Source organism: Streptomyces sp. CWNU-52B (assembly GCF_047444975.1).
Classification (GTDB): domain Bacteria; phylum Actinomycetota; class Actinomycetes; order Streptomycetales; family Streptomycetaceae; genus Streptomyces.
Genome location: NZ_JBLFJV010000020.1, coordinates 1 through 12,680, shown reverse-complemented (window position 1 = coordinate 12,680; position 12,680 = coordinate 1). Strand labels below are relative to the sequence as shown.

Below are 12,680 nucleotides of genomic sequence, written 5' to 3'. Positions count from 1 at the left end.
TCAGACGTCCACCGAGGCGCACCAGAACGCGACCTCCCCAGCCCCAAACCGCACAGCAAGTTATCCCCTTGGATACTCCGCCTTGAGCGGAGTATCCAAGGGTTCCCCTGCCCCTGGAGGGCAGGGGCTCGTCCGGCGCCGGGGGACGCCTGACGAGGAGGCTGCGACCGAGGGCGGATCGCAGCCAGAAGGGGTACAGGACAGACCTGAGCAGCCGCGTATACACCGCCGCAAATACCAGCGTCGCCAGCGTCCACACGTCCGCAACACCCGCTTCAGCGACGACGAACTCGCCCTCGTAACCGCTGGCGCGAAGGCCGCCGGCCTGACCCTCGCAGGCTTCCTCGCCCGCGCTGCCCTCTCCGCCGCCCGCGACCTCGAACGGACCGCAAGCGCCGTCGCCGACGAGCGTGAGGTGATCGCCGAACTGTTCGCCGCCCGTCGCCATCTCGGCCACGTCGGCAACAACCTCAACCAGGTCACGCGCGCGATCAACGCCGGCGCTCACCCGCCCGAACTGGACGCCGTCATCGCCGCCACCCGACGTGCCATCCAGCGCGTCCAGCGTGCCACCGACCAACTCCTCCACCAGGACCAGGACCCGGCACCGGCATGATCCCGAGGATCCACAAACGCGGGCAGCACACCCTCGGACTCCTGTACTACCTCTACGGACCAGGCAAGTTCGAGGAGCACACCGACCCGCAACTCGTCGCATCCTGGGACAACAACGCCCCCGACCCAGGCCGCGACCAGAGCGCTACACGCAAACAGCTCCAGCAGCTCCTCGACCAGCTTCTGGAGAACATCGATGCTTCCGAGCGCGTTCCGCATATCTCGTCAGTGTGACGCGAAAAGAACGGAATTTACGCCTCCATCCCAGTCGGTCTGAGATCCTGGAGTCCGATCGAGAGGGGCCGCAGGCATGGAGTGGAAGACCCACGGTGAGCGCCAGATCTACAACAACCCCTGGGTGAACCTGTGGTTGGTTGATGTCCAGCAGCCGGACGGCCGTCGTTGGGAGTACCACGTAGTTCGCCTGCGGCACCTAGCCGTGGCCGCCGTGGTCAATGACCGCCAAGAGGTCTTGATGATGTGGCGGCACCGCTTCATCACCAACTCGTGGGCCTGGGAGCTCCCCATGGGCCTGGTGGAAGAGGGCGAGACACCTGAGGAAGCAGCGGCTCGCGAAGTACTGGAGGAGACCGGCTGGCGCCCTGGCCCGATCAAGCCTCTAATTTATGCCGAGCCGGCCAACGGGATCACCGACTCGCAGCACCACGTCTTCCGCGTCGACGGCGCGACCTACTCCGGACCGCCCACGGAGAAGAACGAGTCCGACCGCATCGAGTGGGTCCCCCTCAGTGAGGTGCGGGGCATGATCGACCGTCGTGAGGTCGTGAGCAGCGGATCTCTCGTCGGTCTGCTGTACCTGCTCATGGATGAAACGATCCGCTGACAGGTGGGAGAACTTCCCGTAGCCGGGCCTCGAAGGCCAGGGCTACGGGTTCTTGCCTATGGGGAGCCAACTGGCCGTAGAACTCCCTCAGGTGGCCCGTCACCCGCTCGGACACCACGGTCGACGCGGACTCCAGGGCTTGTGTAGCGGTGTGGCACGCTTGGTCGAGCTTGCCTTGGTCCAGTTGGGTCCGAGCTAGCCAGAATGCATGAAATGCACGGCCGCGGTGGTTGGCGCGGTCTTCTCTCCGTAAGGCGTCCGCGATCAAGGGTTCGGCGGTGGCCGCTTCGCCTAGCCGGCCGTGGGCGATGCCCGTGTCCACGATGAGCTTCGGTTCATCGAAGTAGGTCACCCATGACGGGTCGGGGTCGCTTGTCCGGATCTGCTCGAACTGGCGGTGCGCCTCCGTGAGCGCTCGGCGGGTGGAGGTCTGGCTACCAAGGGAAGCGTGGGCGAAGGCTTCGCGCATGGAAAGCATCGACAGGACACGCGGGGTGGTGTCGGGGGCCGAGCGGGCCTGGTCCTGGGCGGCTGTGACGAGTGCCAGAGAGTCCGCGGGCTTGTCCTGGTAGGTCGCCTGCAAGCTCATGCAGGCGAGGACGTTGGCCATGAACTGTCGATCGTCGATGTGCTTGGCCAGTTGCAGAGCTTCGCTGAAGTAGGTGCGGGCCTGGTTGTACTGGCGGGCGTCGAAGTAGATCCAGCCCGTGAGGCGTGCCAGTTCGGCGGCGATGCCGTAGAGGCCGTACTGGATGGACGGCGGCCGGTTCTCCTTCATGAGCCCGATCACGTATCGGAGCTGCCCAACGACGGCGGGCCTCAGGGCTTCTCCGCCGTGTTGATTGTCTCGTCGCCAGTAGTCCTCAATGGAAGACCGGAACGCCGCGAGGGTGGCGGCGCTGAAACTTGTCCGGGTGGCCATGGCCAAGATGTTGTCCACGTCCGGGCCCGGCAGAGACGCGGGGACCTGCTGCGCCGGCTCCGGTACCGGAAATGCTTTGCGGTCGGTGACGACAAGAGCCTGGGGCGTCTCCCACGACCGCCGGGCAAGTCCGAGCATGTGCCCTGGAATGCGTAAGCCGTCCGCGATGCGCTCGATGACATCCATGTGCACCAGCTGGCGCCGCCCGGAGAGCACTTCGCCGACTCGACTCGGGGTCAGGTCACATCGCCTGGCGATCATCGACGGGTAGATAGCGGCCTTGACTTTGGCCAGTCGGAAGACCACGGCGAAGTCCCGTACCCGACACGCATCGATCATCTCGGGGTCGGTGAGCAACCGCGCGGGCAGTTCCGGCGGCTGGTTGGCTTGGGGCATCTGGGAGGCTCCCACACTGCGAAGGCTACGCAACGTCGCTGGTTCTCTGCCTGCCGCGATATTACCCAAGTTGGGTAATCAGCCTGACCTTTTGGCAGAGGTACCCGGCTCGGGATGCTCCTCTGCATGGCGAGCAATCAGCAGACCAGACCAGACATCGGCGAACTGGCGAAGGACAGTGCCCGTGGACGTATCGGCGTCGTCATGGGCGAGGTCGGTGGCCGTGTGCAGATACGCCCGATCGGAGGCGGCAGGGAGTGGGACGTCATGCCGGACAAGGTGGCGGCACTCAGCGCGCGAGAGGAACTGAGCGCGCGCCTGGCCGTGAAGAACGACAACAGTCGGGTCGGGCTGTGATGCGCGCCATCGGCCGGTGTAGCGGGTTCCTGTTCATCATCTGCATCAGCGGTTCGCGCAGCTTGGTGATCGGCTGACCCTCAACATCGGCCAGTAGAACGGCCGCCCCGAACGGGTGCCACATCCCGGCCCCCCGTCCCCGTTCGAGGCCGGCCTCAAAGCCTTCTTCCCGGTCGTCTATGAGCCGAGCTCGGCGGCCGGGGTGGAGGTGCTCACCACGCACCACCTCACACACCAGGAGATACGCATGACGGCAACAGCGAACGACCAGAGGACCGGTCGCACGGTGGCTGGCGAGGACCTGTTCGAGAGCCTCGCCCACTTCGTGGTCCTCCACGACGGACAGACGCCCGAGCGTGCCGAGCGCATCGCGGACCAGGCGGTCGCGTTCCTCGTCACCGCGGCCACCGCCACCGTCGCCATGGTGCCGTCGGACGACGTGGACCTCGGCCTGCACGCGCTCATCCTGCACACCAAGGAGTACGCCGGGCTGTGCAAGCAGTACGCGGGGCGTTTCCTGCACCACAACCCGAAGCCGGGCGGAGGAGGTCGTGATCCGAAAATGGTCGCTGCTGCGGCGCACGCCATGAAAGCCGCCGGGTTCATGGTCTTCGACGACCTGTGGACCGTGAACGGCGAGAACCTCGCACAGTGCGACGCGGACTGCGGCCGGCCGTACGGCCAGGCGTAGCTCACGACAACAGCGACACGGTCGGCCCTTGCTCGTGGTCGGCCGTGCTCGCCAGGAAGGAGAAAGACCTTGTCCGGCTCGCCCCCTGAGCTGCCGGCCGTACTGCGCGATGCGCTCACGCCCACGGCTCAGCACCTGATCATCAACCGCCGAGGCTCCGTGGTCTGGGAAGTCGAAAACTCCCGGGGCCATTACGCCGTGAAAGTCGGCTACCCGATCGAGGCCACAGCCGACTGGGCCGCGCAGCCCTGGACCGCTCTCGCTCCCGCACGCGAAGGCGCCGTGCTGCATCACCTCGGCTTCGAGGACGTCGCGTACGGCGAGTGGGAGCAGGGAACCTGGAACTTCCAGCCGTGGCGGGAAGGGCCGGACCTGTACCGGCTGTGGGAACCCTGCCGTAGGCGGGACTCGTCCATCGCACCGCACGCCAGCGTGGCGCTGGGATGCGTTGAAGCGCTCGCCGAACTGCACGCGAAGGGCTGGGCCCACGGAGACATTCAGCCTGCCCACTTCATCATCGGGCCCGAACGCACCCATCTCATCGACCTAGCACTGGCTCGGGGTGGGCAGGTGCCTCAGGGGTACGACTTCCCGTTCCGCGGCTGCCTGGTCCACTACGAGGCACCGGAGGTCGCGCGCAGCGTGCTCGCCACAGGAGAGGCGGAGCCGACCCAAGCTGCCGACATCTATGCACTCGGTGCGTCCCTGCTCATCTCCGCCACCGGCTGGCGGGCAGTCGAGTATCCGGACGACGCTCCACGCTCCGTACAGAGAGAAGCGGTGGCAAACGGCCGACGTCGCTCCGTGAAGGTGCCCGGTGAACTGGGCGACCTTGTCGACTCCATGCTCAGCCACGCCCCGGAGGACCGGCCCACCATCTACGAGGTGGGCAAAGCCCTGTGAACTGATCTACACATCAGACTGGACCGCCCTCAGCCTGGACAGCATTCCGGGTGGTCCGGTCTTCGACACTTTCTAAGCCTCCACGCACGCCAGCTCCCTTCAGCTCTACCGCGTCTCAGAGCCGGAACAGCCATAACCGGCGCTACGCCCTGAGCTCGAACCGCACGTCGAGTGGGCGAACCGGTTCCCGGCCCGGACCCTGCTTGAGCGCACAGCCGCCTCCGGCTGACCCAACAATCCCCGTCGGTCCGCAGTCATCAGTCCCGGCTCCCCCTATGGCCGGCGGATCACGTGGGCTGCGGCCCGACGGCCCCACCCCCTGCCCTGAGGACTCGCCCCGATGTCTTTCTTACGCGCACCAGGCCGGTGCGCATTCGCTTTCCTCTTCAGCTCTCTCGCATTGGGGGTCCATCGATGACCTCTTCTGACATGAGCTTGACGACGCCGCATCCTGCCGGCCGGGATGCCGATCTGCGCGTCGCGCTGGAGGATCTGCGGCTGAATCGGTGGCTGTCCACGAAGGAGTTGCTCGCCAGGACGGATTCCTGGTCACTGCGGTGCAGCCGAAGTCAGGTCCTGGGCCGCGCGGCGGTGGACACCGAGGCGATCGAGATGTGGGCGGCGGAGGAGCCTGAGGACTGGAACGCCTGGATGATGCGGGCCCGTGTGCTGAGTGAACGCGTGGTCGTCGCCCACCGCAACGGGGTCTCCCGGCCGCAGCTGATGCAGGCCATTCTCAAGGCCCGTTACGCGTGCAGTGCGGCTGCGGAGTGGAAGGCCGATCCGGTGCCGCCGCTGTGCTTCATGACGCTCGCGCAGGCCGACGACGACCCCAGGCGGCCGCACAATCCGCTCAACTGGATCGCGCGTGAGGACCTGCTGCCGCCGGGACCCTGGCGGCTGCTGGACGCGGTGCACCAGCGCGATGCGCACAACCGTGAAGCCTTCCACCGAATGCTCGCCGTCTTCCGCGCCCGCGGCGACGAGCTGATCACCTTCGCACAGTGGGTGGCATCCAGAGCACCCGTCGGGTCCCCGCTGAAGGTTCTGCCGCTGTACGCCTTCGTCGATCAGTACCGCAAGCAGTGGCAAACGCGGCAGACCGCCAGTGTGCTCGCGTACTGGGTCACCGAGGACAAAGCCCACTACGCCCGCCAGGCACTGCAGGAGTGGTTCGAGCCGACGCAGCCCGCGCCGGGGCAGCCCGACACCCGCTCCCTGCTGGATCTCAACCACCTTGCGCACGCCCTGACAGCCACCGGCGTAGGCCATAGCGGCCCGGTGTTCGAGGCGATCGGCCCGCACGTGACCACCGCGCCGTGGGCCCAGGTCGCCCACGAGCCGCAGGAGTGGCAGGAGGAATTCCTCAAGGCCCGCCGCCCCGCCCTGAAATCCAGGAGCCACCGATGACCATCCGAGGCCCACCCTCCGCAACCGCGGCCCCTTGCGCTCGCCCTTCTCTCCTCCAAGTCGTCCAAAGGACCTTTCCGTTGCACTTACCACCCGCATTACGCCGTCTCTCCCCTCCTCCCTTCTCCCCCGAGGTGCCTGATGCCGCACAGACGATCAACTAGCCGCCGTCCGCTGGACGACGACGCGGCGCTGCGCGGGCACGGCTACACGCCCGAGCTCCAGCGCGGCATGGGCGGCTTCGGGAACTTCGCGATCAGCTTTTCCGTGATCTGCATCCTGGCCGGCGGCATGACCCTGTTCGGCTACGGCCTCAACACCGGCGGCCCTGCCGTCATGCTGTGGGGCTGGGTCGGCATCGGCGCCATGACCCTCATCCTCGGCGCGTGTCTGGCCGAGGTCACCTCCGCCTATCCCACCTCGGGCGGCCTGTACTACATGGCCCACCGCCTCGGTGGCCCGCGCTGGGCATGGGTCACCGGCTGGCTCAACCTCCTGGGCCTGCTCGGCGCGATCGCCGGCATCGACTACGGGTGCGCGCTGTTCGTCGGCGCGTTCGCCAACCTGCAGTGGGGACTTGAGCCCACGCCCGAGACGACGATGCTGATCTTCGCCGGCATCCTGCTGCTGCACGGCACCCTCAACACGCTCGGAGTGCGCCTGGTCACCGTGCTGAACTCGATCTCGGTGTGGTGGCAGCTCGCCGGCGTCGCGCTGATCGTCGGCGCGCTCACCCTCGCCCCGGGCGAACGCCAGAGCGCCGACTTCGTCTTCACCCATGTCAACAACGGCACCGGCTTCGACAACCCCGTATACGTGGCCGCACTCGGCTGCCTGCTGGCCGCGTACACATTCTGCGGCTACGACGCCTCCTCCCACCTGTCGGAGGAGACCAAGGGCGCACAGATCGCAGCGCCCAAGGGCATCGTGCGCGCCATCGCCTGGTCCTGGGCGGCCGGGTTCGTTCTGCTGGCCGGGCTGCTGTTCGCGATCGAGGACTACGCGGGCACCCTGGGTACGAGCACCGGGGTGCCGCCGGCGCAGATCTTCATCGACGTCCTGGGCACCGGTGTTGCCAAGGGGCTGCTCCTCGTCGTGATCGTCGCCCAGCTGTTCTGCGGGAACGCGGAGACGGCCGCCGCCTCCCGCATGGTGTACGCGTTCTCGCGCGACGGGGCCCTCTACGGCTCCGCGACCTGGCGCCGCGTCAGCAGCCGCACCAAGACCCCCGTTCCCGCGGTGTGGCTGTCGGTGGGGATCGCGCTGCTCCTGGCGCTGCCCAGCCTGTACTCGCCGACCGCCTACGCGGCCGTGACCGCGATCAACGTCATCGGGATCACGCCCGCGTACGTGATCCCGGTCTACCTGCGGCGGCGCTACCCCGGGGCGTTCACGCCGGGCCCGTGGAACCTCGGCCGCTGGAGCAAGCCGCTCGGCTGGATCTCCGTGGGCTACGTGAGCGTGCTGACCGTCGTCTTCTGCCTGCCACAGGCTTCCCCGATCACCGTGCAGTCCTTCAACTACGCGGGCATCGCCCTCGCGGTGGTCCTGCTCATCGCGTGGCTCACCTGGATCACCAAAGGCAAGCGCTCCTACAAGATCCCGCCGCTCGGCACCGAAGCCGAAACCGTGGCACTGTCCGAAGGCGTCCTGTGATGACCAGCGAAACCAGCTCTGATACCTGGTACGTCGCCCATCCGCCGCTCCTGAAGCCGGAAGAGCTGGAGCGTTTGGTACGGGACGGCGAGATCACGACCGTGATGCTCGCGGTCCCCGACATGCAGGGCCGACTCAAGGGCAAACTCCACGACGCCCGCGGATTCATGCACCGCTTTGGCGGGTCGGAGATGTGCGCCTACGTGCTCGCCACGGACCTCGACATGAACCCGCAGCCGGGATATGCCCTCACGGGCTGGCACGACGGATTCGGTGACCTGCGTGCCGTCCCCGACGGCCAGGCCATGCGCCGCCTGCCTTACCTGCCCGGCACCGTCCTGGTCCACGGCGACGCCGTCCATCACAACGGCCGGCCCGTCGACGTGGGACCGCGGCAGATGCTCCACAGACAACTCCAGGCGCTCCGCTCCTTCGGCCTGGAGGCCAAGGCCGGCGTGGAGAGCGAATACATGCTCTACAACGGCACCCAGGCGCAGGTGCGCCGCCGCAGGTATCGGGGGCTCACGCCCGTCTCGCCCCACAACCTCGACTATGCGCTCGACCATCCGCCGGCCTTGAGTTCGTTCTTCGAAGACCTCCGGGCGGCACTGCACGGGGCCGGATGCCCGGTCGAGGCGATCAAGACGGAAGGGGCGGCCGGTCAGGTCGAAGTGACGTGGCCGTACGGGCACCCGATGCGGGCCTGCGACGACTACACCGTCCACAAACACGCCGTCCGCCACCTCGCCGAACGGCACGACATGGCGCCCACGTTCATGGCCGCCCCGCGGACCGGCGTAGGCAGTGGTCTGCACCTGCACGTGTCCCTGTGGCACGACGACGAGGACTCGGCGTTCTACGCGCCGCAGCCCGACGTGCTGCCCTCCGAACTCATGCAGCACTCCATCGCCGGGCTCATCGAGGCGCTGCCGCACATGGTGCCCCTGTGCGCGCCCTTTGCGAACTCGTACAAGCGGTACAGGCCTCGCTCGTTCGCTCCGACGAGTTTCACCTGGGGGCGCGACAACCGCTCCTGTGCCGTCCGGGTCACCGGCGAGGAGACGAACCCGCACCTGGAGGTACGCCTGCCGGGCGCCGATGCGAACCCCTACCTCGCCCTGGCCGCGGTGATCGCAGCGATCAACCACGGCCTCCGCAACGAGCCGAAACTCCCGGAACCCTGCACCGGGGAGGGCTACAGCGCCGCCGACGCACTGCCGGTGCCCAACAACCTGGACGAAGCCCTCACCGACTTCGCGGAGAGCGAGATCGCGCAGCACGCATTCGGCGCCTCCGTCGTGGACCACTACGCCCACGCCGCCGAGATCGAACTCGCCGTGGCCGAGGGACAGGTCACGGACTGGGAAGTACGCCGGGGGTTCGACCGTGCCTGAAACCACAACCACCCCGCGCGACCGACAGCCCTTCAGAGTCAAGGACATGCTGCCGCCCCGCGGAGCGCCGACCTTCCCCGCGGCCGGTACACCGCCGCGCCGGGTACTCGCGGAGCTGGCGGGACTGTTGTTCCTCGCCTGCTTCGCCGGCCTGGCCAACGGAGTGACAATCGTCGCCGGCATGTACGGCGTGCACTGGGATCCGCGAGATCTGCGCTGGATCGACGCGGTTCACGTCGGGTGCGCCGTAGTGGCGTCGGTCTGGCTCGCACGGTGGGAGTTTGTTCGCAGCGCCGGTGACCGCGTACCGCCGTCGCACTGGTGGCGCTTCCGTGCGTCGATAGCGTTGGGCCTCGCGACCGTCTGCACGGCCGTTCCCGACCCCGGCGTGCTGCATCGAGACGTGGGACCGGCGCTGTTCGGCTGCGTGGTGGCGTGGCTGGCCGTGGAGCTCTGCCGGGCGCACCAGGTCTGGCCGGACAACGGCCTGCCCGTCACAGCCGCCCGGCGGCGGGATGACTGGAAGATCGGAGGGGCGGGGTTCCTCGCCTGCTACGCGACCGGTCTGCTCTTTTCCCTGCTGGTGCTGCTGTTCCGCTCGGTGGGGCCGGTGCCCTTGCCGGTTATGCAGGACAGTCAGATGTCCTCGCTCGGCATTACCGGTCCGGTCGGCCATGCCCTCGCGATCGTGCACGCCGTGCTGCTTGAGGACGTCGTGGTCGTCGTGGCCACGGTCGTGCTGATGAAGGCCGCGCGCAGGCCGACGTGGGAGATCTACACCTTGGTCTGTGCGCTGGAGATCGCACTGCACGCCTACTTCGGGCTTCCCGCCATCGGTGCCGTCGCCTTTGCGGCCGGCCGGGTCTGGCTGTACCTGCGCTACCGCCGACTCCTGCCCCTGATGCTCTCCCACGCTCTGTACGACGGCAGGAGCCTGGTCCAGTGGCTGCCCGGCGACTTCGAGTGGGCGACGTTGATGCTGCCCGCCCTCGCTGTTCTCTACTTCCTGATCGAACTCCGCCTGGAGAAAGCCGCGGGCAAGGGGAAACCGTCGGCACCCTCCCCGGTGTCCTCACCCCGCACCACGGGCGACGAGGCGAGGACCCCATGACCGAACCCGGCACGTCCACCCCCCTGCATCCCGCCCGCATGCCGGGCGAAAGCGAAGGCGCCGCATGACTACCAGACTCATCGCGCTGTTGTGGAACTTCGAGAACAACGGCGGCGACAACCGCCCCAAGCGCATACGGGCCCACAAGAGGCTGGCATCCCTCAACCCGCACCTGGTGTACCGCCAGGAGATGCCGACCGCGGACCTCAGCGGCAACACGGGCATGTACGAACTAGAGGCCATCCTTGGACTGCGGGGATGGCTCGGCGCGAAGTCGTGCACCGCGCTTTTCGCCCACCCCCAGTACTTCCAGCCCGTGCAGGAGTTCCCGCCGCTCGCCTCCGGACCGGTGACCCCCGCCCCCTCATGGGAACTGCCACCCACCGCGCTGACCATGCGCTACCTGCCAGCTGGTCCCGACGCCACCCCGCTCGTCCTGGGCTCCTACCACCTCGACTACTCCTCCAGCGGTCAACGCCTCACCGAGGCGCAATGGCTGTCCAGGCTCGCCGACAAGAGGTGGCCCACCCCGGAAGGCCAGACCGTACGGATGCCCTGCCTCCTCGGCGGGGACAACAACAGCTATTTCGTCCCCGGCACCCCCGGTGACCCCCCGCTGCCGGAGCTGGAGAAGATCCAGGACCGGCGCCACCGGCTGCACCGCTCGTACGTCGGCCCGGACGGCAAACGACGAATGGACGACCGCCCCGACGAGGCGCTGCGCACCGCCGGCCTGGAGGACGTGGCCCGCTACAGAGCAGCAACGTACGGGGAACGGACCGCGGTCACCCGCACGGTCAGCGGATGCGCCACACACGGCCCGGACGCCCGCATCGACCGCTACTACGCCACCCCCGACATAGCGGAGGTGGTGATCAGCGTCGACGTGATCGAAGTGCACGAAAAGGAGTCCGACCACCACATCGTCCGAGCCGTCATCGATGGCGACGGTTTCTCGGACATCCTCAACCCGAAACGGCGGTCCGATCGTGGCTGACCTCACCGTTGCCGAACACATCCGCAACGCCGTCCGCGCACGCGTGGCCGAGGGCCGATACTCTCCCGGGTCGTGTTTGCCCAGACAGGACAAACTGGCCCGCGAGTTCCGGGTATCCAGGGACGTCATAGGCGATGCGCTCAAGCCCCTCAAAGCCGACGGGACTCTCCACAGAGTCCCTGGCAACGGAACGTACGTGACGGCTCCGAGCCAGGGCTCATGCAAGGGGACCCTCCGCGGCCCCGTCGAACAGGCGGTCCGGAAGAGGATCGCAGACGGCACGTACGCACCCCTGACGTGGATTCCGACTCTGCGCGAACTCGCCACCGACTTCGGGATTTCCTACACGACTGTCTACTTGGCTCTCGCACCGCTGAGAGCCCAAAAACTCCTCGGCGTCCAAAGGGGCATGACGTACGTCATCGACCCGGCGGAGCCCACCGCGCTTCCCTCTACCCCGCCTCCCTTCCGCAGGAAGCCCAGAAGAGGCGGCGGGAAACGCGCAGTAGCAGGTGAGGACTCCGGCCTGGGCGCGCGAACTGCAGCGCGGCCAAGGGCGGTTGCCGCGGCTCCTGGCGACGCCGGCGAGATCAAGACCGGCGGAGAGCACGGCCCCGACCGACACGGTATGCAGGAGACGCACGCGTGACCATTTTCGAAGTTCATGACGAGACCCGCCGCAACGACGACCTGCGCGATCGGGTTCTCGGAGTCCTGGACAAGGTGGTCCCGCACGTGGCGGAGATCACCGACCTTCCCTTACCTGCCAAGGTCCGTTTCCGCCTGCTGGCCCCGAAAGCGTGGCGAGAGGAAGTCCGCCTGTACTCGCAGCGGACTCTGGCCAAGGAGATCGGCGACCTGGACCTGGAACCAGCAGAGATCAAGGCCGGCCGGGTAGTACTCAAAGTCGCGGGATTTTCCCTGCCCCTGGTCTGGCCACTTGTGCTCGGAAGCACTCAGGAAGCCGAAGATGGCCAGTGCGAGACCATCATCGCTCCCGCGACCTGGCGCCACGCGGGAGTGCTGGCCAGCGACCCCGCGCTCTATCAGGTGATAGCCCACGAGCTGGTGCACCAGGTGCAGGACGAGGCCCGCATCGGCGCGGTGTGGACAAGCCTCTTCCCACACAAGCACGGGCTGGGCAGGGCCTCGCGAAAAAGCATCTCGTATGTCCTTGAAGGGCATGCGGACTGGGCCGACCGGATGGTCACCACCCGTCTGTTCGGTACGCCAGCCGATCACCGGAAGGCGCGGAAGTCCTTGCGCTACCGGCTGCACGACAACCCCCTCATCCGCCGCCTCGGCCCCAGCCGCGAAGCGTACGAACTAGGTCGTTTCTGATGGCTCTTGTGGGGTGGGGTGGATCAGGTTCTGGGCCGGGCAG

The 12,680-nt window shown here is 67.4% G+C and carries 13 protein-coding genes and 1 pseudogene; 13 read left to right on the top strand and 1 reads right to left on the bottom strand.

Going from position 1 to position 12,680, the window contains the following annotated elements; genetic code table 11:
* The first annotated feature begins 82 nt into the window (after positions 1–82).
* The 3 genes and pseudogenes from ACLVWQ_RS20500 to ACLVWQ_RS20490 all read left to right on the top strand — a co-directional run bounded on the left by ACLVWQ_RS20500 (position 83) and on the right by ACLVWQ_RS20490 (position 1,459).
* Complete coding sequence (locus ACLVWQ_RS20500; RefSeq protein ID WP_414110431.1) at positions 83–616, top strand: plasmid mobilization protein; 534 nt, start codon at positions 83–85, stop codon at positions 614–616.
* Positions 613–825: pseudogene (locus ACLVWQ_RS20495) on the top strand (mobilization protein); the annotation flags it as partial. The gene ACLVWQ_RS20500 and the pseudogene ACLVWQ_RS20495, both read left to right, overlap by 4 nt.
* Before the next feature lie 100 nt (positions 826–925).
* Positions 926–1,459, top strand: a complete 534-nt coding sequence (locus ACLVWQ_RS20490; RefSeq protein WP_307540321.1) for an NUDIX hydrolase — start codon at positions 926–928, stop codon at positions 1,457–1,459.
* Here ACLVWQ_RS20490 and ACLVWQ_RS20485 read toward each other — a convergent pair.
* Positions 1,437–2,777 (bottom strand): hypothetical protein, encoded by a 1,341-nt coding sequence (locus ACLVWQ_RS20485; RefSeq protein WP_414110430.1) that lies wholly within the window; start codon positions 2,775–2,777, stop codon positions 1,437–1,439. The two genes, ACLVWQ_RS20490 and ACLVWQ_RS20485, sit on opposite strands and share 23 nt — an antisense overlap.
* A gap of 114 nt (positions 2,778–2,891) precedes the next feature.
* Here ACLVWQ_RS20485 and ACLVWQ_RS20480 point away from each other — a divergent pair, with 114 nt between their 5' ends.
* The 10 genes from ACLVWQ_RS20480 to ACLVWQ_RS20435 all read left to right on the top strand — a co-directional run bounded on the left by ACLVWQ_RS20480 (position 2,892) and on the right by ACLVWQ_RS20435 (position 12,637).
* Positions 2,892–3,134: a hypothetical protein gene (locus ACLVWQ_RS20480; RefSeq protein ID WP_414110429.1), complete on the top strand. Its 243-nt coding sequence runs from the start codon at positions 2,892–2,894 to the stop codon at positions 3,132–3,134.
* Positions 3,135–3,381: 247 nt separating this feature from the next.
* On the top strand, positions 3,382–3,825 hold the full coding sequence (locus ACLVWQ_RS20475) for a hypothetical protein (RefSeq protein WP_414110428.1): 444 nt from the start codon (positions 3,382–3,384) through the stop codon (positions 3,823–3,825).
* Positions 3,826–3,894: 69 nt separating this feature from the next.
* On the top strand, positions 3,895–4,728 hold the full coding sequence (locus ACLVWQ_RS20470; RefSeq protein WP_414110427.1) for a protein kinase domain-containing protein: 834 nt from the start codon (positions 3,895–3,897) through the stop codon (positions 4,726–4,728).
* 429 nt (positions 4,729–5,157) lie between these two features.
* Positions 5,158–6,138: a hypothetical protein gene (locus ACLVWQ_RS20465; protein WP_414110426.1), complete on the top strand. Its 981-nt coding sequence runs from the start codon at positions 5,158–5,160 to the stop codon at positions 6,136–6,138.
* 141 nt (positions 6,139–6,279) lie between these two features.
* Positions 6,280–7,794 carry an amino acid permease gene (locus ACLVWQ_RS20460; protein ID WP_414110425.1) on the top strand — a complete coding sequence of 505 codons (1,515 nt, stop codon included), beginning with the start codon at positions 6,280–6,282 and terminating at the stop codon, positions 7,792–7,794.
* Positions 7,794–9,188 carry a glutamine synthetase family protein gene (locus ACLVWQ_RS20455; protein WP_414110423.1) on the top strand — a complete coding sequence of 465 codons (1,395 nt, stop codon included), beginning with the start codon at positions 7,794–7,796 and terminating at the stop codon, positions 9,186–9,188. Before ACLVWQ_RS20460 ends, ACLVWQ_RS20455 begins: the two co-directional genes overlap by 1 nt.
* A gap of 46 nt (positions 9,189–9,234) precedes the next feature.
* Complete coding sequence (locus tag ACLVWQ_RS20450; RefSeq protein WP_414110421.1) at positions 9,235–10,299, top strand: hypothetical protein; 1,065 nt, start codon at positions 9,235–9,237, stop codon at positions 10,297–10,299.
* A gap of 64 nt (positions 10,300–10,363) precedes the next feature.
* A complete protein-coding gene (locus ACLVWQ_RS20445; protein ID WP_414110420.1) occupies positions 10,364–11,296 on the top strand; it encodes an endonuclease/exonuclease/phosphatase family protein in 933 nt (310 codons plus the stop codon).
* Complete coding sequence (locus tag ACLVWQ_RS20440; RefSeq protein WP_414110418.1) at positions 11,289–11,945, top strand: GntR family transcriptional regulator; 657 nt, start codon at positions 11,289–11,291, stop codon at positions 11,943–11,945. The genes ACLVWQ_RS20445 and ACLVWQ_RS20440 overlap by 8 nt, the downstream gene beginning before the upstream one ends.
* Complete coding sequence (locus ACLVWQ_RS20435) at positions 11,942–12,637, top strand: hypothetical protein (protein ID WP_414110416.1); 696 nt, start codon at positions 11,942–11,944, stop codon at positions 12,635–12,637. The genes ACLVWQ_RS20440 and ACLVWQ_RS20435 overlap by 4 nt, the downstream gene beginning before the upstream one ends.
* Positions 12,638–12,680: the final 43 nt, after the last annotated feature.